This window comes from Aquibium sp. A9E412, from assembly GCF_030398335.1.
In the GTDB taxonomy this organism is placed as follows: Bacteria; Pseudomonadota; Alphaproteobacteria; order Rhizobiales; family Rhizobiaceae; genus A9E412.
This window is the reverse complement of the sequence record NZ_JAOAOP010000021.1, coordinates 1-23,844: the sequence shown is the minus strand read 5'-3', so window position 1 is coordinate 23,844 and position 23,844 is coordinate 1. Positions and strand designations below refer to the sequence as shown.

The 23,844-nt window shown below is 70.0% G+C and carries 18 protein-coding genes, 1 tRNA gene and 1 pseudogene; 6 read left to right on the top strand and 14 right to left on the bottom strand.

Translation table 11 applies throughout. From position 1 onward, the window contains the following. Positions 1-67: 67 nt before the first annotated feature. From N1F89_RS10005 to N1F89_RS09945, 13 genes and pseudogenes are all read right to left on the bottom strand, one after another. Positions 68-490 (bottom strand): PaaI family thioesterase, encoded by a 423-nt coding sequence (locus N1F89_RS10005; protein WP_290083784.1) that lies wholly within the window; start codon positions 488-490, stop codon positions 68-70. Between the two features lie 48 nt (positions 491-538). Then, on the bottom strand, positions 539-1,486 hold the full coding sequence (locus tag N1F89_RS10000; RefSeq protein ID WP_290083783.1) for a DMT family transporter: 948 nt from the start codon (positions 1,484-1,486) through the stop codon (positions 539-541). Positions 1,487-1,814: 328 nt separating this feature from the next. Then, positions 1,815-3,125, bottom strand: coding sequence for an NAD-dependent dihydropyrimidine dehydrogenase subunit PreA (preA, locus tag N1F89_RS09995; RefSeq protein ID WP_290083782.1), 1,311 nt, complete (start codon positions 3,123-3,125; stop codon positions 1,815-1,817). Between the two features lie 126 nt (positions 3,126-3,251). Then, the gene (locus tag N1F89_RS09990) at positions 3,252-4,604 is read right to left on the bottom strand and encodes an NAD(P)-dependent oxidoreductase (protein WP_290083781.1); all 1,353 of its coding nucleotides are present in this window, start codon (positions 4,602-4,604) and stop codon (positions 3,252-3,254) included. A 991-nt stretch (positions 4,605-5,595) separates the two neighbouring features. Continuing rightward, positions 5,596-7,653 (bottom strand): annotated as a pseudogene (locus tag N1F89_RS09985) (ABC transporter ATP-binding protein); the annotation flags it as partial. 12 nt (positions 7,654-7,665) lie between these two features. Next, positions 7,666-8,823, bottom strand: a complete 1,158-nt coding sequence (locus N1F89_RS09980; RefSeq protein WP_290083780.1) for an ABC transporter permease — start codon at positions 8,821-8,823, stop codon at positions 7,666-7,668. Positions 8,824-8,835: 12 nt separating this feature from the next. Next, positions 8,836-9,873 carry an ABC transporter permease gene (locus N1F89_RS09975; protein ID WP_290083779.1) on the bottom strand — a complete coding sequence of 346 codons (1,038 nt, stop codon included), beginning with the start codon at positions 9,871-9,873 and terminating at the stop codon, positions 8,836-8,838. 89 nt (positions 9,874-9,962) lie between these two features. Then, positions 9,963-11,615 carry an ABC transporter substrate-binding protein gene (locus N1F89_RS09970; protein WP_290083778.1) on the bottom strand — a complete coding sequence of 551 codons (1,653 nt, stop codon included), beginning with the start codon at positions 11,613-11,615 and terminating at the stop codon, positions 9,963-9,965. Positions 11,616-11,866: 251 nt separating this feature from the next. Next, entirely contained in the window at positions 11,867-12,718 is an 852-nt protein-coding gene (locus N1F89_RS09965) for an ABC transporter permease (RefSeq protein WP_290083777.1), read from the bottom strand. 130 nt (positions 12,719-12,848) lie between these two features. Further along, on the bottom strand, positions 12,849-14,120 hold the full coding sequence (locus N1F89_RS09960) for an ABC transporter permease (RefSeq protein WP_290083776.1): 1,272 nt from the start codon (positions 14,118-14,120) through the stop codon (positions 12,849-12,851). Between the two features lie 80 nt (positions 14,121-14,200). Further along, entirely contained in the window at positions 14,201-15,289 is a 1,089-nt protein-coding gene (locus N1F89_RS09955) for an ABC transporter substrate-binding protein (protein ID WP_290083775.1), read from the bottom strand. A 130-nt stretch (positions 15,290-15,419) separates the two neighbouring features. Continuing rightward, positions 15,420-16,505, bottom strand: a complete 1,086-nt coding sequence (locus tag N1F89_RS09950; protein ID WP_290083820.1) for an ABC transporter ATP-binding protein — start codon at positions 16,503-16,505, stop codon at positions 15,420-15,422. 632 nt (positions 16,506-17,137) lie between these two features. After that, entirely contained in the window at positions 17,138-19,285 is a 2,148-nt protein-coding gene (locus N1F89_RS09945; RefSeq protein ID WP_290083774.1) for an OmpA family protein, read from the bottom strand. Positions 19,286-19,464: 179 nt separating this feature from the next. Between N1F89_RS09945 and N1F89_RS09940 the strand changes: the two genes are divergently transcribed. The 4 genes from N1F89_RS09940 (at position 19,465) to N1F89_RS09925 (ending at position 21,601) form a co-directional block, all read left to right on the top strand. Further along, positions 19,465-19,911: a YcgN family cysteine cluster protein gene (locus N1F89_RS09940; RefSeq protein WP_290083773.1), complete on the top strand. Its 447-nt coding sequence runs from the start codon at positions 19,465-19,467 to the stop codon at positions 19,909-19,911. Positions 19,912-20,096: 185 nt separating this feature from the next. Beyond that, positions 20,097-20,513 (top strand): ketosteroid isomerase-related protein, encoded by a 417-nt coding sequence (locus tag N1F89_RS09935; RefSeq protein ID WP_290083772.1) that lies wholly within the window; start codon positions 20,097-20,099, stop codon positions 20,511-20,513. Continuing rightward, positions 20,510-21,112, top strand: coding sequence for a GNAT family N-acetyltransferase (locus tag N1F89_RS09930; RefSeq protein ID WP_290083771.1), 603 nt, complete (start codon positions 20,510-20,512; stop codon positions 21,110-21,112). The genes N1F89_RS09935 and N1F89_RS09930 overlap by 4 nt, the downstream gene beginning before the upstream one ends. A 135-nt stretch (positions 21,113-21,247) precedes the next feature. Then, positions 21,248-21,601, top strand: coding sequence for a hypothetical protein (locus N1F89_RS09925; RefSeq protein ID WP_290083770.1), 354 nt, complete (start codon positions 21,248-21,250; stop codon positions 21,599-21,601). A gap of 123 nt (positions 21,602-21,724) precedes the next feature. Here N1F89_RS09925 and N1F89_RS09920 read toward each other — a convergent pair whose 3' ends face one another. Then, positions 21,725-22,447, bottom strand: a complete 723-nt coding sequence (locus N1F89_RS09920) for an SIMPL domain-containing protein (RefSeq protein ID WP_290083769.1) — start codon at positions 22,445-22,447, stop codon at positions 21,725-21,727. A 168-nt stretch (positions 22,448-22,615) separates the two neighbouring features. On the opposite strand from N1F89_RS09920, the gene N1F89_RS09915 reads away from it, so the two are divergent. Both N1F89_RS09915 and N1F89_RS09910 read left to right on the top strand, forming a co-directional pair. Continuing rightward, positions 22,616-22,692, top strand: a tRNA-Ile gene (locus tag N1F89_RS09915). Between the two features lie 206 nt (positions 22,693-22,898). Continuing rightward, positions 22,899-23,645, top strand: a complete 747-nt coding sequence (locus N1F89_RS09910; RefSeq protein ID WP_290083768.1) for a sulfite exporter TauE/SafE family protein — start codon at positions 22,899-22,901, stop codon at positions 23,643-23,645. Positions 23,646-23,844 lie beyond the last annotated feature (199 nt).

The window sequence follows — 23,844 nt, the reverse complement described above, 5'->3', positions numbered from 1 at the left end:
GGTGAACGAAGAGCGGCACGAAGCCACGCCGCCGCCGCGTGCCGGGGGCGCGCGGCGCCGCCACCGCTCAGGCCTGCGCGCGGCGCGGCTCGACCTTCCAGATCGTGCCCTGCGCGGTGGCGCACAGCGTCTCGCCGTCGTCGTCGACGGCGAACACGTCGCAGTGGCACACCGCCTGGCTGCGGCCGCTGCCGGTGACGCGCGCCCGGGCGACCAGCCGCCGGCCGCGGCCGGGCCGCAGATAGTTGATCTTGAACTCCAGCGTGAGCGAATCGCCGAGCACCGAGCCGCCGGCATAGGCGAGCGCGGAATCGGCCAGATAGCTGATGACGCCGCCATGCACGTAGCCGTGCTGCTGGCGGTGGTCGGCGCGCAGCGCCAGCGCGAGCTCGGCCGCTCCGGGCTCCATCGCCAGGAGCTCGACGCCCATGAAGACGCTGAAGGGCTGGCGCTCCAGCACCCCGCGTCCGAAAGCCAGCATGTCGCTCATCGCCTGCCTTTCCATGCTCGTGCGCCCGGCGGCCGCCGCAGCCGCGTCTCAGCCGTCCGGCGCCAGCGCCAGCAGCGCCAGGCCGGCAACCGTGATCGCCGCGCCGGCCAGCACCGCGCCGCTCGCCCAGCCGTGCCCGAGCAGCCCCTCATAGAGGATGACGAGCGACGGCGTGAGATAGTTGTAGGCGAGCACCTTGGAGGCGGGAAGCCGCAGCGTGGCGAACTGCAGCAGGAAGAACGTGCCGGCGGTGGTGAACACCGCCAGGTAGAGGATCGCCGCCCACACCACCGCCGGCAGGTCGCCCCAGCCGGTGGCGGCGATCTCGCCGGCGCCGTAGAGCGCGATCCACAGCCCGGTCGCCAGCAGCGTCCAGAAGGTGAAGGCGATCACCGGCTCGCCGCGGTTGAGCCGGCGCACCAGCGGCGCGTAGGCGGCGTGGCAGGCGACGCCGACGAAGAAGATCATCTCGCCGCGGCCGACGTCGAAGGCGAGCAGCGCCGCCAGCTCGCCGCCGAAGATCACCCACAGCGCGCCGGCGCCGGCGAGCGCCAGGCTGGCGAGCACGACCGGACGCGGCACCTGGCCGAGAAAAAGCCGGCCGAAGCCGGCCGCCATCAGCGGCATCAGCGTGAAGACCGCCCCCGTCGAGACAGGATCGGTGAGGCGCAGCGCGACGAACATGGTGACGAAGAACACCGCCATCAGCGCGCCGAGCAGCAGGAAGCGCCACGGCGCGCGCGGCGGCGGCACCCGGCCGCGCAGCACCAGCCAGGCGGCCGCGCCCATCAGCGCCGTGCCGATGGCGAAGCGCACCGCGTTGAGCGCCGCCGGCCCGACATGCGGCGCGGCCAGCGCGCCGAAGGAGAACGAGCCGGCGACCAGCGCCGAGAAGGCGAGCATCGCCAGATGGCCGACCAGCTTCTGCCGGCCGGTGGCGTGCACGGTATGCGACCGTGCCGCCGGTCCGTCGCCGCTGCCGATCGCCTCGCTCACCCTGCCCTCGTCACCATCTGCCGCGCGCGGCCCCCGGCCCGCCGCTCACCATCTGCAACGCCAAAGCCGGCGCCGGCAAGCCCCGCGCGGCCGCAGCCATGCCGCCACAGGCGGCCGCCGGCTTTCGCCGGCATGCCGGGGCGGTCCTGCCACCGTCGCCGCGGGCCGGCCGGACCCGGCGGGCCCCGCCCGGCTGCGGCGCGGTCCCATAGCGTTTCCGGGCGAAGGGGAAACCGGTTCGCCGTTCGCAAACGCGCCAAGGCAACAAGTTGCAGCCGATCTGCGATTCCCGCGAACGGCAGATCGGCTCTCGCGCGGTCGGTGCGGCCTATTCCGCCGCCACCCGAGCGGCCGGGTTGTTGGGATGCGTCGTCCAGTTGGCGTAGGTCGGCTCGACCGTCCGGCCGGTGCGCTGGTCGACGACGCCGGCGGCGAGCGGCTCCATGGTGATGCAGTTTTCCACCGGGCACACATTGACGCACAGGTTGCAGCCGACGCACTCGGCGTCGATCACCTCGAAATGGCGCACGCCGTCGACCATGCTGGTGATCGCCTGGTGCGAGGTGTCCTCGCAGGCGATGTGGCAGCGGCCGCACTTGATGCACAGCTCCTGGTCGATGCGCGCCTTGGTGACGTAGTTGAGGTTGAGGTGCTGCCAGTCGCTGATGTTGGGCACCGCGCGGCCGACGATGGCGTCGAGGCTGGCGTGGCCCCTGGCGTCCATCCACTCGCTGAGGCCGGCGATCATCTCCTCGACGATCTTGAAGCCGTAGGTCATCGCCGCCGTGCAGACCTGCACGTTGCCGGCGCCGAGCGCCATGAACTCGGCCGCGTCGCGCCAGGTGGTGATGCCGCCGATGCCGGAGATCGGCAGGCCGGCGGTTTCGGGATCGCGGGCGATCTCGGCCACCATGTTCATGGCGATCGGCTTGACCGCCGGGCCGCAATAGCCGCCGTGGCTGCCCTTGCCGTCGATCATCGGCTCCGGCGCGAAATGGTCGAGATTGACGCCGGTGATCGAGTTGATCGTGTTGATGAGCGACACCGCGTCGGCGCCGCCGGCCTTGGCCGCGCGCGCGGGATAGCGCACATCGGTGATGTTGGGCGTCAGCTTGACGATGACCGGCATGCGCGTGTTGGCCTTGCACCAGCGCGTCACCATCTCGATGTATTCCGGCACCTGGCCGACCGCCGAGCCCATGCCGCGCTCGCTCATGCCGTGCGGGCAGCCGAAATTGAGCTCGACGCCGTCGGCCTCCGTCTCCTCGACGGCGCGCAGGATGGCCTTCCAGTTGTCCTCCTCGCACGGCACCATCAGCGACACGACCACCGCGCGGTCCGGCCACGCCTTCTTCACCGCCTTGATCTCCTGCAGGTTGGTCTGCAGCTTGCGGTCGGTGATCAGCTCGATGTTGTTGAAGCCGAGCAGCCGCCGGTCGGCGCCCCAGATGGCGCCGTAGCGCGGCCCGTTGACGTTGACGATCGGCGGATCCTCGCCGAGCGTCTTCCACACCACGCCGCCCCAGCCCGCCTTGAAGGCGCGCACGACGTTGTACTCCTTGTCGGTCGGCGGCGCCGAAGCCAGCCAGAAGGGGTTCGGCGATTTGATGCCGACGAAATCGTTGCGAATGTCAGCCATGGTCACGGTCCTCCGCCGGTCGTCTGCAGCCGTTCTGCCCTTCACGGGAATCGCAGATCGGCTCCAACTTGCTGTCTTGCCGCGTTTGCGAACGGCGAACCGGTTCCCACTTCGCCTGCAAACGCTCTAGCGGGCGAGCGCGCGGTGCATCGCCTCGGCCGCGTCGCGCCCCTGGGCGACCGCCGTCACGGTCAGGTCGTCGCCGGCCGCCACGCAGTCGCCGCCCGCCCACACCTTGTCGAGCGACGTGCGGCCCTCGGCGTCGACCCTAATGCGGCCGCCCTCCATGGCGATCGACGGGCCGCTGCCGTTGAGGCCGGCCGGCTCGAAGGTCTGGCCGATCGCCTTGAACACCTGGTCGGCGGCAAGCGTCACCGTCTCGCCGGTGCCGGCCAGCCGGCCGCCCTCCTCGCGCGTGTATTCGAGCTCGATCGCCCGCACCGTGCCGTCCTCGGCGACGACGCGCCGGGGCTGCAGCCAGTGGCGGATGGTCACGCCGTTGGCCGCCGCCAGATCCTGCTCGTAGTCGGACGCGTTCATGCGCTCCTTGCCGCGGCGGTAGCAGATGGTCACCTCCTCGGCGCCGAGCAGCTTGGCCTGCACCGCCGCGTCGATGGCCGTCATGCCGCCGCCGATCACCACCACGCGGCGGCCGACCGGCAGCGCGGCGAGATCGCTCGCCTGGCGCAGCTCGGCGATGAAGCCGACCGCGTCGTCGACGCCGGCCGCCTCCTCGCCCTCGGCGCGCAGCGCGTTGACGCCGCCGAGCCCCATGCCGAGGAAGACGGCGTCGAAGCCGCCGGTCAGCTCGCCCAGCGAGAGGTCGCGGCCGAGCGCCTTGCCGTTCTCGATGGCGATGCCGCCGATGGCGGTGACGTAGTCGACCTCCGCCTGGGCGAAGCCGTCGACCGTCTTGTAGGCGGCGATGCCGTATTCGTTGAGGCCGCCCGGCTTGGGCCGCGCCTCGAACACCGTCACGTCATGGCCGTACATCGCCAGCCGGTGGGCGCAGGCGAGCCCGGCCGGGCCGGCGCCGACCACGGCGACGCGCTTGCCGGTCGACGCGGGGCGGTCGTAGAACTGCCGTCCGGCGGCCATCGCCGTGTCGGTCGCGTAGCGCTGCAGCCGGCCGATCTGCACCGGCTTGCCTTCGGCCGCCTCGCGCACGCAGGCCTCCTCGCACAGCGTCTCGGTCGGGCAGACGCGCGCGCACATGCCGCCCAGGATGTTCTGGTCGAAGATGGTGCGCGCCGAGCCCATCGGGTTGCCGGTGGCGATCTGGCGGATGAACAGCGGGATGTCGATGGCGGTCGGGCAGGCCGTCACGCAGGGCGCGTCGTAGCAGAAGTAGCAGCGGTCGGCCTCGACCTGCGCCTCGTGCCGGTCGAACGGCGGGTGCAGGTCGGCGAAGTTCCCGGCGTAGTCCTGCGGCGCCAGGCGCCCCGCGGCGATGCCTTCCTTGAAAGGGCCGTCGGTCATGGCGTGTTCCCCGATCGCTTGTTTTGGCGAACGCTAGCGCAGATTTGTTTTTTTATCAATCGGTCAAATTTTGCCCGCGCCGGGGACCGGCACCCGGCTGCCGCCGCCCCGCCCCGCGCGTCGCGCGCGGCCGCCCTGCAGCTCCTGACGTCAATGAGAAGTGCTTGAAAATCAGCATCTTGCGCCGCTTGCCGGATTCAGACTGGCAGCGCGTTGAATCGCCGTCGCAGGTTGGCGGGCCGGCATGCGGGATGCCGGCGCGCCGGCGTCGTTTCCGCGCGCCGGACGAAGCCCGGGCCCGGCGCCCTCAGCGCGGCCTGCGGCCGGCGCGGCCGGCCGGAGCCTGCACGCCCTTCTTCAGCGCCCTCGCCTGGCCCACCCAGTCCTCGCGCTCGATGCGGCCGCGGAAGCGCAGGTGCTCGTCGACCCAGGCGCGCTCGGCCTTCTTCCACGCCGCGATCTGGGCATAGGTGTAGATGCCGAGACCGTTGAGGATGCCCTCGATCTTCGGCCCGACGCCGGAGATGCGCTTGAGATCGTCGGGCTGTGCCGGGCGCGCGATCGCCTCGGGCCTGGCGCGCGCGCCGCGCGCCCCGCCTGCCGCATCGGCCGCCGTCGCCGTGCCGGCCGGCTCGCGCGAGCCCGCCTCGTTGGCCTTCGCCCTGGCGCTCGGCCGCGTGCCGCTGCGCGTCGGCCCGCCCTCGCGCGAAGTCGACCGCGTGGTGCCCGGCTTGACGCGGGTGCTCGCCGCCGAGCGGCCGCCGCCGACCTGGCCAGCGCTGCGCTGCGGCGCGGAGCTGCCGGGCACCGCACTCGCCCGCCGGCCGCCCTTCCCGCCGCCGGCGGCAAGCTCGGCCTCGGCCGGCGTCTCGGGGTCGGCGGTCTCAGAGGCGACCTCGGAGGCCTTCGACTTCTTGGCGACCGGCGCCCGGGTGACCCGCGCGGTGGGCTCCGGCGCTCGCGTCGAGGCGTCCTTCTCCTCGCTCCGGTGGAAGGTGATGACCGGCTCCTGCTCGGCGAGCTGCGCATCCGACAGCCAGCACAGCGAGCGGTGCCCGTCGCCCAGCTCGCGCAGCGGCGGCACCTCGGTCTCGCACTTGTCGTCGGGCACCAGATGCTTGTAGCGGCAGCGCGTCTGGAACGGACAGCCGGGCGGCGGGTTCATCGCCGACGGCACGTCGCCCTCCAGAACCACATGCTTCTTGCGCACGCTGGTGTCGGCGATCGGGATCGCCGACAGAAGCGCCTCGGTATAGGGGTGGTAGGGCGGCGAGAAGATCTGCTCGGTGGTGCCCTTTTCCACGATGTAGCCGAGATACATCACCACCACCCGGTCGGCGAGGTAGCGCACCACCGACAGGTCGTGGCTGATGAACAGCATCGTCGTCTTCGATTCGCGCTGGATGTCCATCAGCAGCTCGGTGACGGCCGCCTGCACCGACACGTCGAGGGCGGAGACCGGCTCGTCGGCGACCACCACCTTGGGCCGGCCGGCAAAGGCGCGCGCCACGCCGATGCGCTGCTTCTGGCCGCCCGACAGCTGGCGCGGCATGCGCTTTTCGAAGGCGCGCGGCAGCTTGACCAGGTCGAGCAGCTCCAGCATGCGCTGGCGCCGGTCCTCGACCGTGCGGCCGATCTTGAACTTCTCGAGCGTGCGGATGATCTGCGAGCCCACCGAGTGGCTCGGGTTGAGCGTGTCGAACGGGTTCTGGAAGACCATCTGGATCGACGAGATGGTCTCGGTGTCGCGCTGCTGGATCGGCACGTCCTGGATGTGCGTGTTGCCGAGCGTCACCTCGCCGCTGGTCGCCGTCTCCAGCCCGAGCAGCACCTTGGCCAGCGTGGACTTGCCGCAGCCCGACTCGCCCACGATGGCGACCGTCTCGGATTCGCGCGCGTCGAAGCTGATCGCCTCGTTGGCCTTGACGACGCGGCGTTCCGTGCCGCCGAAGATCTCGTTTGCCGACACGGCGTAGTACTTCTTCAGGTCGTCGACCCTGAGCACCGGCGGGCCGGGCTCGACGGCCGGGTTCTGCTTCACGCCTTCGGGCAGCGCCGTCCAGTCGAGCTCCTCGAAGCGCACGCAGCGGCTCATGTGGCTGCCGTGCTCGGGCACCGCGATCATCGGGATCTCGGCTGCGTTGCACACGCCCTCGACGAAGTGGTGGCAGCGCGGCCCGAAATTGCAGCCCTTGGGCCGTTCGTGCGGCAGCGGAAGCTGGCCGGGAATGGCGATCAGCGGGCGGGCGTGCTTGTCGGCGCCGGGCAGCGGGATCGAGCGGAACAGGCCCTGCGTGTAGGGATGGCGCATGCGGTCGAAGACGTCCTCGACCGTGCCGGTCTCCACCGCCTCGCCGGAATACATCACCGTGATGCGGTCGCACGTCTCGAGGATCAGCCCGAGATTGTGCGAGATGAACAGCATCGAGGTGCCGAACTCCTTGCCCAGATCCTTGACCAGGTCGACGATGCCGGCCTCCACCGTGACGTCGAGCGCCGTCGTCGGCTCGTCGAGCAGCAGCAGGTTGGGCTTCGACAGCAGCGCCATGGCGATCACCACGCGCTGCTGCTGGCCGCCGGAAAGCTGGTGCGGATACGAGCCCATCATGCGCTCGGGATCGGGCAGGCGCACCGACTTCAGCATGTCGAGCGAGCGCGCATAGGCCTCCTCGCGCGACGCCCGGTCGTGCAGAAGCGGCACCTCCATGAGCTGACGGCCGACCTTCATCGCCGGATTGAGGCTGGCCATCGGCTCCTGGTAGATCATCGCGATCTTGTTGCCGCGCACGCGGCGCAGCTCCGCCTCCGACATCTCGCCCATGTCGCGGCCCATGAACTTGATGCGGCCGCCAACGATCTTTCCGCGGTTGCCCATGTCGCGCATGATGCCGAGCGCGACGGTCGACTTGCCGCAGCCGGATTCGCCGACCAGGCCCATCGCCTCGCCCGGCATCACCTTGCACGAGAAGTCCATCACCGCCGGGATCTCGCCAGCACGCGTGAAGAAGGAGATCGACAGGTTTTCGATTTCCAGGATCGGTTCCGCCATCGCCCGCCCTCCTCAGTCTTTCAGCGACTGCTCGCGCAGCGCGTCGGCGAGCAGGTTGAGCCCGAGCACGAACGACATCAGCGCGATGACCGGCGGCAGGGCGGGATGGACGTAGGCGCGCAACAGCCGGCTCGACTCCTTGATCGCCGTGCCCCAGTCGGGGCTCTCCGGCGCCAGGCCGAGGCCGAAATAGCCGAGCGTGCCGAGCAGGATGGTGGTGTAGCCGATGCGCAGGCACACATCGACGATCAGCGGCCCGCGCGCGTTGGGCAGGATCTCCCACAGCATGATGTACCACGGGCTTTCGCCGCGCGTCTGGGCGGCCGCCACGTAGTCGCGCGTCTGGATGTCCATGGTCAGGCTGCGCACGATGCGGAAGACGCCCGGCGCGGAGGCGAAGACGACGGCGACGAAGATGTTGAGCTCGTTCGGCTCGATCGCGATGATGCCGAGCGGGTCGGCGTCGAACACGAGGCCGAGATAGACCCAGCCGCCGAGCAGCACCGTGATCGCGAGCTGCACGGCCAGAAGCCGCGGCCGGCTGCGGAAGCGCGTCCAGAACAGCGTGCCGAAGAAGACGATCGGGAAGACGAAGAAGAAGCCGGCGAGCCATTGCGGGATCGCCGTCTCGCGGATGCCCGGCGTCACCAGCAGGTAGAACAGCAGGATGACCGGAAAGGCCAGCACCAGGTTGGCCATGAACGACAGCACCGTGTCGACGCGGCCGCCGTAATAGCCGGCCGGCAGGCCGAGCGTGGTGCCCACCATCAGCGCGAAGGCGGTCGCCGCCGGCGCGATGATGAGCACGATCTGGCTGCCGTAGACCATGCGCGAGAAGACGTCGCGGGCGAGCTTGTCGCCGCCGAGCAGGAACACCCGGCCGGTCTCCGGCTCGACCGCGCCGGGCAGCGCGTCCTTCATGACGAAGATCTGGTCGAGCGGCGCGAAGGGCGCCACCAGGTCGGCGAAGATCGCGGTGAACAGCCAGAAGGCGCAGATCAGCACGCCGGCCACGCCGACGCCGGTGTCGAAGAGCTGGCCGTAGAGGCCGAGCCGCCGCTTGAAGCCGAGCGACAGGGCGAGGAGGATGCCGAGCGCCAGCCACACCGGCCAGAACCGATAGACGAGGCCGAGCAGGATCTCGAAGGGTCCGATGAACTCCAGTTGCATGGCCGCGCCTTTCTATTTCACGCGAATGCGCGGGTTGAGGAAGGCGTAGCCGATGTCGGAGATGAGCTGCGTCGACAGCACCACGAAGACCGAGACCAGCGAGCAGCCGAGCAGGAGGTCGATGTCGTTGTTGCCGGCCGCCTCCACCAGCGTGAAGCCGAAGCCCTGGTAGCGGAACATCACCTCGACGATGACGACGCCGGTGAGCAGCCAGGGAAACTGCAGCATGATGACGGTGAAGGGCGCGATCAGCGCGTTGCGCAGCGCGTGCTTCATCACCACCTGGCGGAAGCTCAGGCCCTTGAGCCGGGCGGTGCGGATGTATTGCTGCGTCATCACCTCGACCATCGAGGCGCGCGTCATGCGGGCGATGTAGCCGGTGCCGTAGATGGCCATGGTCATCACCGGCAGGGTGAAGTTGAAGAAGTTGATGCCCTGGCTGGTCGCCGTGGCGGCCGAGCCGTTGAGGATGCCGAGCCAGGAGGCGAAAACGACGGTGAAGATGACGCCGGAGACGTATTCCGGCGTCGCGGTCGTGGTGATCGAGGCGACCGAGAGACTTCGGTCCGTGCGCGTGCCCTCGCGCATGCCGGCCAGCACCCCGACCAGCAGCGACACGGGGACCATCACCACCATCACCCAGAACATCAGGATGCCGGTGGCGCCGAGCGCGGGAAACAGCTTCTCGGCCACCGGCACCTTGAACTTGGTGGAACAGCCGAACTCGCCCTGCAGGATGCCCGAATAGTGCGGCTCGGCCGGCTCGTCGCAGTAGCGGAAGCGCGGCACCGCCTCGCCCGTCGCCGGGTCGACGTTGGGCTGCTTGGGCATGACGCCGAGCCACTGGCCGTAGCGCACGAAGAAGTTCTGGCGGTAGCCGTTGGCCTCGAGCCAGCTTTCCAGGTCCTCCTGCGAGGAGCGCATGTCGAGCTGGCTGATCGCGAGCTTCTTCAGGTTCGGTTCGAGATTGACCAGAAAGAAGACCACCAGCGTCAGACACACCATGGTCAGGGCCATGACGCCGAGACGTCGCAGAATGAAGGTCAGCATCGGAGCCCCATCCCCTCGGGGTTCGTCGTCTTATCGTTGTTATTGGAGGTGCGGAGAGGGGCCGGCCGGCCCCTCTCCTGCGGCCCTCGTCAGGCCTCGTCGAGCCAGACGTCCTCGAGGTTGATCTCGAAGGTCTGGTGGATGCCGTGGTTCTTCACCTGCGGCGCGAAGTGGTTGTAGATCTTGCGCCAGTAGGGCTGGATGATGATGCCGGAGTTCTGGATGTGCTCCTCGATCCCCTTCATCACCGTCTTGCGCTCTTCCGCGTCCGGGATGGTCAGCGCCTCCTCGATCATGGCGTCGAGATCGGCGTTCGAGTAGCCGGCCTCGTTCCACGCCTCGCCGGTGCGGTAGGCGAGCGCGATGACCTGGATGCCGAGCGGGCGCATGTTCCAGTTGGTCATCGAGTAGGGATACTTCGTCCAGTCGTTCCAGAAGGTCGAGCCGGGAAGCACGGTGCGCTTGACCTTGAAGCCGGCGTCGCGGAGCTGCGCGGCGATGGCGTCGCCGGTGTTCTTGTGCCAGTCCTCGTCGACGGTGATGAGCTCGTGCTCGTAGTCGGACTGGCCGGCCTCCTCCATCAGCGACTTGGCCTTGTCCACGTCGCGGCTGATCGGCGGCAGCTCGACATATTCCGGGTGGATCGGGCAGACGTGGTGGTTCTCGGCCGTCTCGCCGGCATTGCCGTAGCCGAGGCCGAGCACGACCGCGTTGTCGACGGCGAGCTGCAGCGCGTTGCGCACCCGCTGGTCGTCATAGGGCGCGTTGTTGACGTTGGCGCGCGCCACGATCGTGTTGGCGGTGACCTTCTCCGACTTCTCCAGGCCGAGCGAGTCGAGAATGTCGACATAGTCGGCCGTCGTCTCGTAGTTGGTGTGCACCTCGCCGGCCTCGAAGGCCGACACCATGGCCGAGGGGTCGGTGCCGTAGTCGATGAACTCGATGCCGTCGAGATGGGCCTCGCCGCCCCACCACGTGCCGTTCTCGCGCCGCTTCAGCTCGACCCGGTTGCCGACCTCGTAGGTGACCAGCTCGAACGGGCCGGTGCCGATCGGGTTGGCGACGAAGTCGCGGCCCGTCTCGTCGAAGCTCGGATGCACGATCAGGCCCGGATAGTCGGCCATGCCGGGGATGATCGAGATGTCGGGCGACAGCAGCACCAGCCGGACCGTCATGTCGTCGACCTTTTCGATCGCGCCCTCGCGCGCCTTCTTGGTCTCCGGGTCGATCAGCGAGGCCATGCGGGTGGCCATCGAGTTGCCCTCGACGGTCTGGTCGCACCAGCGGGTGATGTTGTAGATCACGTCGTCGGCTGTGAACTTGTCGCCGTTGTTCCACTCGGCGCCGGGGCGCAGCCGCAGCACGTATTCGGTGGCGTCGTCGTTGACCTCCCAGCCCTCGAGCAGCTTGCCCTCGAAGGTGAAGTCGCGGGTGTACTTGACCAGCGGCTCCAGCGTCTGGCGCATGGCGTTGGCGATCTCCGACCAGTCGGCCGTGCGCGGGTCCTTCGGCTCCTTGACCAGCATGGCGACGCGCAGCACGCCGCCCTTCTTGGGCTCCTGCGCCAGCGCGCGGCTCGGCGCGGCCATGCCGAGCATGCCGTAGGCGGCCGCGGTGGAGGCGCCGAAGGCGCTCGCCAGCGCCAGGAACTCGCGGCGGTCCATGCGGCCGGCCTTCGCCTCCTCTGCCAGCGCCTCGATTTTCGCGGGTACGCGATCCCCGTTGCTCTTGTAGAACTTCATTGACGCTCTCCCATGCGTTAGGTGTCGAACCGTAGCATTCCGCATAGCCCGCGGGTTGTCAAAGAAGCGGACCACACGGAAACCCCGTCGCGACTGTGCAACTTTGGCCGCCAGGCGGATGCCGGATTTGCGACAGGCTTGGCGCAAATCGGTCATTAATCGTCGCAAACGTCGCCCTGCGCCGCAACCGTCGAATCGTCGCTGCCGGCGACTTGCCCTCGCCGGCAGCCGATGGCCCGGTCCGGTCGCCGCTATCCCGGCGACATGCCGCGCAGCCGCTCGTTGCGCCGGCGGATCAGCTCGAGCGTCGTCAGAAGGATGATCGACAGCGCCACCAGCAGGCTGGCGAGCGCCAGGATGGTCGGACTGATCTCCTCGCGCAGGCCGGAGAACATGCGCACCGTCATCGGCGTCTGCTCCGGCCCGGCCATGAAGTTGACGATGACGACCTCGTCGAGCGAGGTGACGAAGGCGAACAGCGCGCCGGAGATCACGCCGGGCAGCAGCAGCGGCAGGATCACCTTGAAGAAGGTGCGCGACTGGTTGGCGCCGAGGCTCTGCGAGGCGCGGATCAGCGTCTCGTCGAAGCCGGCCAGCGAGGCCGTGACCGTCAGCACCACGAAGGGCGTGCCGAGCACCACGTGGCTGAGGATGATGCCGGGGAAGGTCTGCGACAGGCCGACGCGCGCGAAGAAGGAGAACAGCGCCGCCGCGGTGATGATCAGCGGCACGATCATCGGCGAGATCAGCACCGCGGTGATGACGGCGCGCGCCGGCATGTTGCGCCGGTTGAGGCCGAGCGCGGCGAGCGTGCCGAGCGCGGTCGCCAGGATCGTCGAGGAGATCGAGATGATGAATGAGTTGGCGATCGAGCTCGTCCACTCCGACGAGGTGACGAGATTGTCGAACCAGCGCATCGAGTAGCCGGCCGGATCGAAGGTCAGCATCTCGCGCGTGAAGGTGAAGTAGGGCTCGGCGTTGAAGGCGAGCGGGATGATGACGATGATCGGCGCGATCAGGAAGAAGAAGATCAGTCCGCAGATCACCCGGAACGCGTGGTGCCAGACGCGTTCGGCGGTCGTCGCATAGGCTGGCAGAGCCATCGGTCTCCTCCGGTTCCTACGGCATGCTGCGGCCGGGTGCGCGCACCCGGCCCCGCAGACATGCGGCAAAGTCTGTCGTCCCGGCCATCAGGCCGTGCGACGCGCGCTGCACATGGTCCGCCGTCATCGCCTAGCCGAACTTCAGCTTGTCGACGCCGACGAGCTTGTTGAAGGCCCAGTAGATGAGGAGCACGGCGACGAGCAGGATGGTCGCCAGCGCCGCGGCCAGCTTGAGCTGGGCGCTCGAGCCCTGCATGTTCTGGGCGATCAGGTTCGAGATGAAGATGCCGGTCTCGCCGCCGACCAGCGCCGGCGTGATGTAGTAGCCGATCGCCAGGATGAAGACGAGGATGCAGCCGGCCGCCAGCCCGGGCAGCGTGAGCGGGAAGTAGACCCGCCACCAGGCGCGGAACGGGTGCGCGCCGAGCGACTTGGCCGCGCGCAGATAGCTCGGCGGGATGGTCTTCATCACCGAGTAGAGCGGCAGGATCATGAACGGCAGCAGGATGTGCGTCATGGCGATGATCGTGCCGGTGCGGTTGTAGATCATGCGCAGCCGGCCGTTGTCGTCGACCAGGCCGGCGGCGACCAACAGGTCGTTGAGCACGCCCTGCTGCTGCAACAGCACGATCCAGGCCGAGGTGCGCACCAGCAGCGACGTCCAGAACGGCAGCAGCACCAGGATGAGCAGCAGGTTGGCCGTGCGCGTCGGCTGCGTGGCCAGAAGATAGGACACCGGATAGGCGAGCAGCACGCACAGCCCGGTGATCAGCAGGCTCATCCAGGCGGTGCGGAAGAACAGCCCCTTGTAGACCTGGTAGACCTCCGGCCGCGGCGCGATCTCGCCCTCGGCGTTGTATTCGTAGTCGAGCGCCAAGAGGTAGTAGGTCGGCGTCAGCAGCCGCGTCTCGCGCTTGAGGATGCGCCAGAACTCCAGATTGGTCCAGTCCTCGTCGGCCTCGATGAACTTCTCACGGTAGGGGGCCGACCATTCGTCGACCTGGCGCGCGGTGCGCATCATGGTGCTGCGCGCGCCGGGGATCTCGCGGTTGATGCGCGCCGCCGCGCGGCCGATGGTGCGGTTTTCCACGCCGACGATCATGTCGGCGGCCATCGCCTGGAACACGGGCTCGGGCGGCACCTCGGTGCCGTCCCAGTCCTGCAGCGCGCTCGCCGTCTGCGGCAGGAACTCGCGGATCTCGGGATTGTAGACCGAGCGCCAGATCATCGCGATGATCGGCACCACGAAGACGATGAGGATGAACAGAAGCAAGGGCGCCACCAGCGCCAGCGCCCGGCGGCGCTCGATCGACTGCGAGCGGCGCAGCGCCTGCTTGAGCGGCGTGCCGTCGGCCGCCAGGATCGGGGCGGCCGTGCCGCGCCTTTCAGTGCTGCTCGCCATTGCGTCCGTCCATCGTCATCGTGGCATCGTGCGGTGAGAGACGGCGGGGCGCCGGAGCGCCCCGCCGCGGTCGGTCGGGATCAGCCGGCGACCCAGGCGTTGAAGCGCTCCTCGAGCGCGTCGCCGTAGTCGGCCCAGAACTGGACGTCGAACGGGATCGCCGTCTCGAGGTTCTCCGGATTGGTCGGCATGTGCGGCTTCATGTCGATGTCGGTGCCCTCGAGCATGCCGACCAGCGGCGCCGACGATTTACGCGCCGGGCCGTAGGAGATGTACTTGGCCTGGTCGGCGAGCCGCTGCGTGTCGGTGGCGAAGCGGATGTAGTCCTTGATCAGGTCGAGATTGCCGGTGTCGACCGGCACCACCCAGCCGTCCGTCTCGAACATCTGGTGGTCCCACATGATCTTGAACGGCTGGTCCTCGTTGACCTGCGCGTTGAAGATGCGGCCGTTATAGGCGGTGGCGATCGCCGCCTCCTGGTCGGCCAGCATCTGCGGCGGCTGGGCGCCCTCGGTCCACCAGATAACGTTGTCCTTGATCTCGTCGAGCTTGGCGAAGGCGCGGTCCTGGCCCTCGCGGGTGGCTAGCACCTCGTAGACCTGGTCGACCTCGACGCCGTCGGCCAGCAGCGCCCATTCGAGGTTCTTCTGCGGGATCTTCTGCAGCGAGCGGGTGCCCGGGAACTTCTCCAGATCCCACACGTCCTCGACCGTCTTCGGGCCTTCGCCGTCGAACGCCTCGGTGTTGTAGGCGAACATGGTGGCGTAGAGGATCTGCGGGATGAAGCAGGGGCCGAGCGTGCCCTCGATGAAGTCCTCGGTCGCCGGCGTGCCGTCGGGCGCCGGCTCGAGCCACTCGTTGTGGTCGATCTCGAGGATCAGGCCCTCGTCGCAGGCGCGCTGCGCGTCGGCCTGCAGCATGTCGACGACGTCCCACGTCACGTTGCCGGCCTCGACCTGGGCGCGGATGCCGGCCAGCGCGTTGGCCGACTTGTCCTCGTTGAGGATCTCGACGCCGGTCTTCTCCTCGTAGGGCTCGTGATAGGCCTTCTGCTGCGAGTTCGAGTAGGCGCCGCCCCACGAGACGATCGTGAGCTGCTGGTCCTGGGCGACCGCGCCGGTGACCGCGAGGGCCGCGACCGAGCCGGTCATCAGAAGAAATCGTTTCATACTCTCACCTTCCTTTGCACGTGAAAGAACTGCTTCGGGATCGGAGACACACACAGGAGGAATGTCCGGCTTTTCTTGTCGTGTGGTAAGGCCGCCGGAAGGCCCCGTTGTCGGCGCGTGGCGCGCCTGCTCACCCGGCGGAATCGAGCGCGCGGCAGTCCTCGGTCGCCCATCCCACGCGCACCTTCTCGCCCGGCTTGAAGCGCCGGGCGCCAAGCCGGTTTCGCGTCTTGACGACGAAGTCGCTGTTGCCGGCGACCGTCATGCGCGTGCGGATGTGGTCGCCGAGATAGATCACCTCCTCGACGCGGCCGGTCACCGTGTGGTCGGTGACCGATCCGTCGGGGTCGATCTCGACGCGCTCCGGCCGGATGGAAAGCTGGGTCCGCTCGCCCGGGCCGGCGTTGATGGCGAGCGCGTTGACCGTCTCGCCATCGGTCAGCTCGACGCGGGCGATGCCGTCGTTGATCGCCCGGATCTTGCCGTGCAGGGTGTTGTTCTCGCCGATGAACTGCGCCACGAAGCTGTTCTCCGGCTTCTCGTAGAGCACCTCGGGCGCGGCGAGCTGCTGCACCTTGCCGTCGTTGAACACGGCGATGCGGTCCGACATCGTCAGCGCCTCGCCCTGGTCGTGGGTGACGTAGATCACCGTCACGCCGAGCGATTCGTGGATGTGCTTGATCTCGAACTGCATGTGCTCGCGAAGCTGCTTGTCGAGCGCGCCGAGCGGCTCGTCCATCAGCACCAGCTCCGGCTCGAAGACGAGCGCGCGGGCGAGCGCCACGCGCTGCTGCTGGCCGCCGGAAAGCTGTGCCGGGCGGCGGCCGTGGAAGCCGCCCTCGCCCATCTGCACCATGTCGAGGGCGCGCTGCACCTTCTTCTGCGCGTCGGCCTTGTTGATGCCGCGCACCTCGAGCGGGAAGGCCAGGTTCTCCGCGATCGTCATGTGCGGAAACAGCGCGTAGTTCTGGAACACCATGCCGATGCCGCGCTTGTGCGGCGGCACGCTGTTGATCGGCCGGCCGTCGAGGAAGATCTCGCCGTGGGTGGCGGCCTCGAAGCCGGCGACCATCATCAGGCAGGTCGTCTTGCCGGAGCCCGACGGCCCCAGCATCGTCAGGAACTCGCCCCTGGCGATGTCGAGATTGAGGTTTTTGACGACGAGCGTTTCGCCGTCATAGGACTTCTGGACCTCCTCGAACCGGACCATCGGCATGTCGGAGGTCTCGGCGCCGGACGCGTTCGATGCACGCGCCTCGGCCTCGGCGCTTTTGGCGTCGTTCAAATGCCTGTTCCCCTTTGTTCATTTTTTTCAATACCTAGGGCAACATTTTTTGATGATCAAACCCCTTTGCGACATTGCGTGACGCATCGAGAAAGATTGACGCGATAGACAGCGCCGCATGTGTCGAATGAAGTCGACGATCCGGTTGACCGGCCCGTGGCCGAAATCAAACGGTATCTATCGCCGTCCACAGACGTGCAATCATACCGCTAATTGCCGGTCATCGATTTCTCGGAAGGACGGAAGCTTGAAGAAACAAGCCATATAAGTCCGTATATTACGTACAGAAAGGGAATATTTTTCTTATGTTGGCGCCTTCATTGAAAACATATACGAAAAAACATGTCGATCTCCGGTCGGCGTCAAGTCCCGGCGGGGGTCTTTGAAACGGGAAAAGCTTTGCCTGCGTGCATCGGCGCAGAAAAACCGGCTCCTCCGGGAAGCTTCACCGCCGTGCCCGGCAGGGCCGCGAACGCAAGAAGCCCGGCCGGTGGAGGGGAAGCCGGCCGGGCTCTCGCCGAGTCCCCGGCATGTTCGACCGGGGACGGGGCAGGGAATCGTCGCTACCTGGCGCTCGCCACCGGCGCCACCAGGGGCGTGATGCGGCGCACGGCCACGCGCCGGTTCTCGCGCTCGCGCTCCGGCGTCTCGATCTTCAGGTAGCGTTCGCCATAGCCCTGGGTGACCAGGTTCTCCGGCGGGATGCCGAACACGTTGGTCAGCGCCCGCGCCACGGCGTCGGCACGGCGGTCCGACAGCGCGAGATTGGCGAGGTCGGAGCCCACGGCATCGGTGTGCCCCTCGATCAGGAAGGTCTCGCCGGGGTTCTGCTCGATCATCCGGTCGATGGCGAGCGCCAGCGCCTCCAGCTCGTCGATCTCGCTTTCGGGGATCTCCGCCGAGCCGAACTCGAAGTTCACCGTGTCGAGATCGACGCGGCGCACCTTGTCGCGCACGCGGGAGGAGTAGCGCACGTCGTCGACCGTGTAGAGCCGCTCGACGCGCTCGACCGGAGGCTGGTCGAGGAACTCGTAGTAGGCCTGCGGATCCTCGACGCGCTCGGCCTCCAGGATGTACTCCGACACCGGGATCGTCAGGCGCAGCGGCGGCAGGTCGCGCGCCGGGTCGCGCCAGCGGCGCTCGCCCTCGCCCCAGCGCTCGCGCGGCACGTAGACGAGCACGTACTCGTCGCCGTCCGGCGTGATGCGCGCGCGGCGCAGCACGTCGCCGTAGCGGTTGCGGATGGTGACGACGCGCGTGCCGTCGGCCCGCACGATCACCTCGCGGGTGCGGCCGCGCGGCAGCTCCTCGTAGTAGACCTCGCGCGCGTCGCGCACCAGCCGGTCGCGGTCGCCGCCCTCGACGACGATCTGGTCGCCGAAGCGGATGACGATGCGGTCGCCGAACTCGCGCACGACCTCGGCATCCTCGCGCCGCTCGCGGCGCGGCGGCCGGCGGCCCTCGATGCGGCGGCCCTCTTCGCCGATCACCGATTCCAGATCGCCGATGGCGAGCGGCTGCTGCGCCTCCTCGTCGGAAGCCGGCGGCGGCGCGGCCTCGCCGGCCTGCTGCCCGTCATCGGCCGGCTGCTCGGCGCTGCTGCCGGCCGAACCGTCCGGCGCGGCCGTCGGCGCGCCCTCGGCGTCGGCGTCCTTCTGGCTGTCGAGCACCGGGGCGGCATCGGCGGGCGCGCCGTCGGTCGCTTCCTCGGGCTGCTCCTCGGCCTCGTCGGCCGGCTCACCGTCCTCGGCGGGAGGCGCGTCCGGGGCGGGCTCGGGGCCCTCCTCGACCGGGCCTTCCAGCAGCTCGTCGTCGGTGCCGACCTCCGGCTGCTCCTCGGTCTCCTCGGCCGGCGCGCCGTCCTGCTGCGCCGGCGGGGCGCTCGGCGCGGGCTCCGGCCCCTCTTCCACCGGGCCTTCCAGCAGCTCGTCGTCGGCGGCCGCGCCGTCGTCGGCGCCGGCCTCCGGCTGCTCGTCAACCGCGTCGGCCGGCTCGGCATTCTGCGCGGGTGGCTGGCTCGGCGCCGGTTCGGGGCCTTCCTCGACGGGGCCTTCCAGCATGCCGTCGTCCTGCGGCGCGGGCTCGGCCGCCTCGGCCGGCGCGTCCTGCTGCGCCGGCGGCGGGCTCGGCGCGGGTTCGGGACCCTCCTCGACCGGGCCTTCCAGCATGCCGTCGTCCTGCGGCGCGGGCTCGACCGCCTCGGCCGGCGCGTCCTGCTGCGCCGGCGGCGGGCTCGGCGCGGGTTCCGGCCCCTCTTCCACCGGGCCTTCCAGCATGCCGTCGTCCTGTGGCGGCGGCTCGGCCGCGGCACCGGCGGGCGGCGCATCGTCGCCGACCGGAGGCTGCGGCTCGGCCGCGGGTTCGGCCGGCGGCTCCTCGGCCGGCGGCTGCTCGGGCGGAGGCGCGTCCTGCCCCTGCCCCTGGCCCTGGCCGCCGGCGCTTGCGCCGCCGCCCTGGCCGCCATTCGCGGCACCCTCGCCGCCACGGTCCTCCGGCGGTTGCTCGCCGTTCTCTTCCCGTCGCCTCTCGTCCTCGCCGAGCGCCTCGGCCTGGGCCAGGATGATGCGCGCGTTGGGCGCGCCGCGCGTCGCGTTGACGAGGTCGCTGCTCGACAGCCGGTCCATGCCGGCGGCGATCGACGGCGGCGTCGCCGCCATCAACAGGCCGAGCGCGGTTCCTGCCAGGATGCGGCCCCGGATAGCTCTGGTCATCAAATGCACTCCTCGAATTCGGTCGTCCCGTCATCGGCGTAATCGGCGACCGGACATTTGGTTCCCGCCACAGCCGCCGCGCGGCCGATTGCGGCGGCGGCGCGGCGGCGGCGCGGCGACAGGGCGGCGGCCGCCACGAGCCGCTTGACCGCGGCCGCGCGGCGCGCCAAACCGCGGCGATGGACGAGCCCTTCTGGAAGACCAAGCCGCTGGCCGCGATGAGCGCGGCCGAATGGGAGGCGCTGTGCGACGGCTGCGGCAAGTGCTGCCTGGCCAAGCTCGAGGACGAGGACACCGGCGAGATCCACTGGACGAGCGTCGCCTGCCGGCTGTTCGATGCCGGCCTGTGCCGCTGCACCGACTATGCCAACCGGCTCGAGCGCGTGCCCGATTGCGTGCGGCTGACGCCCGACAACGTCGCCACCATTGCCTGGCTGCCGGCGACCTGCGCCTACCGCCTGGTCGCCGAGGGGCGCGACCTGCCGGCCTGGCACCCGCTCGTCTCCGGCCGGGCCGACAGCGTGCACGAGGCCGGCGTGTCGATCCGCGGCCGGGTCACCGCCTTCGAGGAGGAGTGCGACGAGCCGGAGGCCTATGTCGCGCACATCCTGCCCGAGGAACCCTAGCGTTTGCAGGCGAAGCGCAGACCGGTTCGCCGTCCTAGAACGCCTCAAGACGACCAGTTGGAGCCGAGCTGCGATTGTCTGAAAGGCAGGACGGCTCCAGCCCGGCTTGCGCCGGCCGCCGGGCCATGCCAAAGCGGCGCACCGGCCGCGACCTGCCACGCGGCGCATGCGACGGGGAGAGACCGGTGAGCGAACAGGACACGCGGGCGCTGATCGAGCGCTATCTCGCCGCCTTCAACGCCGGCGACCACGAGGCGATGCTCGCGCTTCTGGCCGACGACGTGGCGCACGACATCAACCAGGACGGCCGCGAGATCGGCCGCGAGAAGTTCCGCTGGTTCCTCGCCATGATGGCGCGCCACTATCGCGAGGCGCTGAGCGACATCGTCGTCATGACCGCGCCGGGCGGCGTGCGCGCGGCGGCCGAGTTCACCGTGCGCGGCACCTATCTGGCCACCGCCGAGGGCCTGCCGGAGGCGCGCGGCCAGCGCTACACGCTGCCCGCCGGCATCTTCTTCGAGGTCGACGACGGCGCCATCAGCCGCGTCTCCACCTATTACAACCTGGCCGACTGGACCGCCCAGGTGCGCGACGCGCCATGAGCGGCGAGGCCGCGATCGCCATCCGCCGGCTTTCCGGCGACGCGCTGCAGCAGCGTCTCGACGACCTGGCGCGCCTGCGCATCGCCGTCTTCCGCGCCTTCCCCTATCTCTACGACGGCGACGCCGACTACGAGCGCGGCTATCTCGCCGCCTATGCCCGCTCGCCGGGCGCCGTCGTCGTCGGCGCCTTCGCCGGCCCGCGCATGGTGGGCGCGGCGACCGCCGCGCCGCTCGCCGATCATTTCGACGCCTTCGCGCGGCCGCTGGCGGCGGCCGGCCTCGATCCGCGGCGGCTGTTCTACTTCGGCGAATCCGTGCTCGAGCCGGCCTGGCGCGGCCGCGGCATCGGCGTGCGCTTCTTCGAGGAGCGCGAGCGCGCCGCCCGCGAGCAGGGCTTCGACCAGGCGCTGTTTTCCGCCGTCGTGCGGCCGGCGGACCATCCGCTGCGGCCCGACGGCTACGTGCCGCTCGACGCCTTCTGGCGCCGGCGCGGCTACGCGCGGGTGCCCGGCCTGCAGACGCACTTCGCCTGGAAGGACGTCGACCAGCCGGGCGAGACCGAAAAGCCCATGGAATACTGGCTGAAGCGGCTCGGCTGAGCCGCCTCCGTCCGGCGGCGCGCCGCCGCACCGGCTGAACCTGCGATGAACGGCCGGTTCGCGCAGCGTTCAGCCGCGCCCTGCCATCGTCCTCCCGTCGCCTTGGAACGCAACCACCGCCACGCGAGAGGACCCATGTTCAAGACACTCAGGATCGCCGCCCTTTCCGCCCTCGTCGGGCTCGGCACGCTCGCCGCCATGCCGGCCACCGCACAGGCCGACGGCTTCAGCTTCAGCATCGGCGGCAACGGTGCCCGCGCCGGCGTGCACATCGGCGAAAGCGGCCATTCCTACCGCCGCGCGCCGCGCGCCCGTGGCCGCCACTGCACGCCGCATCGCGCCGTCAACAAGGCGGAGCGGCTCGGTGTGCGCCGCGCCCGCGTGGTGCGGGCCAACCGGCGCGCCATCGTCGTGCGCGGCCGGCTGCACCACCGTCCCGTGCGCATCGTCTTCGCCCGCGCGCCGCGCTGCCCGATCGTCTCGCTCTGAGGCCCGGCCGGCGCCAGGCCGCACCGCAAAAAGGCGCTGCCGGCCAGGCCGGCGGCGCCTTTCTGCCATGTGTTGTGCGAGGCGCCGGCCGCGGCGCGACGGGCACGCCGCGCACCGCGCAGCCTACTGCTCGAGCCCGAAGGTGACCTCCACCTCGACGCGATAGGTCGTCTCGCCGGCCTCGACCGGCGCGGCACCGGCCGCGTCCATGCGCATCGCCCGCACCTCCATCGGCCGCGGCCCGTCCTGCCCCTGGCGCTCGCGCATGCTCAGGATCGGGCCGACCGACGCGCCGGCCGCCTCGGCCAGCGTGCGCGCCCGTGCGATGGCGTCCTCCACCGCGCGCTGCCGCGCCGTCGTCAGCGCCGCGGAGGGATCGGCGTTGAGAAAGGCGATGTTGCCGCCCTGGTTGACGCCGAGCGTCACCGCCCGGTCGAGGATCGCGCCGGTGTTGCCGATTTCGCGCACGCGCACCGTCAGCGTGTTGCTGACGGTGTAGCCGACGATGCGCGGCCGGCCCTCGCCGTTTTCCGGGTAGACCTGGCGCGGCTGGATCGACAGGCCGGCGGTCTGCAGGTCGCGTGCGGCGACGCCCTCCTCCTTCATCGCCGCGATCACCGCCCGCATCGCCTCGTTGTTGGCGTCGAGCGCCGCGCGCGCCGTCTCGGCCTCGCGCACCACCGACAGCGTGACGACGGCCATGTCGGGGCTGACCGCCGTCTCGCCCTCGCCGGTCACCACGATGCGCGGCTCGGCCGCGGGCTCGGCGGCATGCGCGGCCGGGACGGCGGCGAGCGCCAGCGGCAGGAGGGCGGCGGCGGCGAGGTTGAGCGGCAAACGGGTCATCGGAAGAACTCTCCATGCTGGTGGTGCGGCGCAAGCCGCGAGCCGGACCGGCAGCGCCGGACCGCCGCACGCGCGTGCCGCATGCCGGCCGCTCTAGCCGGCGATTGGGGGCGCATTGCGGCGGCCGCTTGTGCGGCCGCGCAAAACGCACTAAGCGGAACCCCGGCCGGGCCTGTAGCTCAACTGGTTAGAGCCGGCGGCTCATAACCGCTTGGTTGGGGGTTCGAGTCCCTCCGGGCCCACCATCACACACCTGCACAGCCACGGGACCCGCGCGGCGAAGGCGCGCAGCGGCCGGTTGCGGCGCGCGCCGGTCCCGCGCGGCGCGCTCCGGCGCTTGATTGCCGGCGGGCCGGCGGCCTAAAGCCTGCGGCGTCATCCGCCGCAGCGGCGTCGCGTGCCGTGTGGCGCGGCGGCCGGCGGCCAGCCGGTGCGCCGCAGAAGGAAAGCCATGCCCGACTATCTCGTCCTCGCCGCGGCGGCGTTCGGTGCCGGCACGCTGAACACGGTCGCCGGCGGCGGCACCTTCCTCACCTTCCCCGCCCTGGTCTACACCGGCGTGCCCGTGGTGGCGGCCAACGCCACCAGCGCGGTGGCGGTGTTTCCCGGCTATCTCGGCGGCGCGGCGGGCTTCTACCGCGAGATCGCCGCCTTCGACCGGCGGCGGCTCGTCAAGATCACCGCCTGGACGGCGGCCGGCGGGCTGATCGGCTCGCTGCTCTTGCTCGTCTCCTCCAACGCGGCGTTCGCCGCCGTGGTGCCGTTCCTGCTCGCGCTGGCGACGCTCACCTTCGCCTTCGGCGAGCGCCTGCAGGGCTGGGCCCGGCGGCGCGGCGGCGGCGCGGCCGACAGCCCGGTTTCGGCGCTGCTGGTGGCGATCTACGGCGGCTATTTCAATGGCGGGCTCGGCATCGTGCTCTTGGCGCTGTTCGCGCTGTGGGGCATGCGCGATCTCAACGTGATGAACGGGCTGAAGACCGGGCTGTCCTTCGTGCTGTCGGCCATCTCGGTCGCCACCTTCGCCCTCGCCGGCCTCGTCGCCTGGCCGCAGGCGGCCGTCATGATGGTCGCCGCCACGCTCGGCGGCTATGCCGGCGCGCCGCTCGCCCGCGCGCTGCCGCGCCAGGTCGTCCGCGCCGTGGTGATCGCCGTCGGCAGCGCGATGAGCCTGATCTTCTTCGCCCGCCTGCTCGGCTGAGGCCGGCCGCGCCGCGACGCCGCAGCGCGGCGGTTGCGGCATGGCCAGCCGCTTCTGATAGACTGCCCCGGCAGACGCCCGACGGCCGCGCGGCGCACGGCGGGGAGACGACCGCCGGCGGGCGGCGCGGGCGGTGCATCCGGCACGGCCGGACCGGGGCAATCGGGGTGGCACCATGGAAACGCGACAGCTCTCCTAT

Coding starts and splice junctions, on each gene's coding strand:
- N1F89_RS10005 (WP_290083784.1), bottom strand. CDS start 490: ATGAGCGACATGCTGGCTTTCGGACGCGGGGTGCTGGAGCGCCAGCCC.
- preA (WP_290083782.1), bottom strand. CDS start 3,125: ATGGCTGACATTCGCAACGATTTCGTCGGCATCAAATCGCCGAACCCC.
- N1F89_RS09990 (WP_290083781.1), bottom strand. CDS start 4,604: ATGACCGACGGCCCTTTCAAGGAAGGCATCGCCGCGGGGCGCCTGGCG.
- N1F89_RS09980 (WP_290083780.1), bottom strand. CDS start 8,823: ATGCAACTGGAGTTCATCGGACCCTTCGAGATCCTGCTCGGCCTCGTC.
- N1F89_RS09975 (WP_290083779.1), bottom strand. CDS start 9,873: ATGCTGACCTTCATTCTGCGACGTCTCGGCGTCATGGCCCTGACCATG.
- N1F89_RS09970 (WP_290083778.1), bottom strand. CDS start 11,615: ATGAAGTTCTACAAGAGCAACGGGGATCGCGTACCCGCGAAAATCGAG.
- N1F89_RS09965 (WP_290083777.1), bottom strand. CDS start 12,718: ATGGCTCTGCCAGCCTATGCGACGACCGCCGAACGCGTCTGGCACCAC.
- N1F89_RS09960 (WP_290083776.1), bottom strand. CDS start 14,120: ATGGCGAGCAGCACTGAAAGGCGCGGCACGGCCGCCCCGATCCTGGCG.
- N1F89_RS09955 (WP_290083775.1), bottom strand. CDS start 15,289: ATGAAACGATTTCTTCTGATGACCGGCTCGGTCGCGGCCCTCGCGGTC.
- N1F89_RS09950 (WP_290083820.1), bottom strand. CDS start 16,505: ATGCCGATGGTCCGGTTCGAGGAGGTCCAGAAGTCCTATGACGGCGAA.
- N1F89_RS09945 (WP_290083774.1), bottom strand. CDS start 19,285: ATGACCAGAGCTATCCGGGGCCGCATCCTGGCAGGAACCGCGCTCGGC.
- N1F89_RS09940 (WP_290083773.1), top strand. CDS start 19,465: ATGGACGAGCCCTTCTGGAAGACCAAGCCGCTGGCCGCGATGAGCGCG.
- N1F89_RS09930 (WP_290083771.1), top strand. CDS start 20,510: ATGAGCGGCGAGGCCGCGATCGCCATCCGCCGGCTTTCCGGCGACGCG.
- N1F89_RS09925 (WP_290083770.1), top strand. CDS start 21,248: ATGTTCAAGACACTCAGGATCGCCGCCCTTTCCGCCCTCGTCGGGCTC.
- N1F89_RS09920 (WP_290083769.1), bottom strand. CDS start 22,447: ATGACCCGTTTGCCGCTCAACCTCGCCGCCGCCGCCCTCCTGCCGCTG.
- N1F89_RS09910 (WP_290083768.1), top strand. CDS start 22,899: ATGCCCGACTATCTCGTCCTCGCCGCGGCGGCGTTCGGTGCCGGCACG.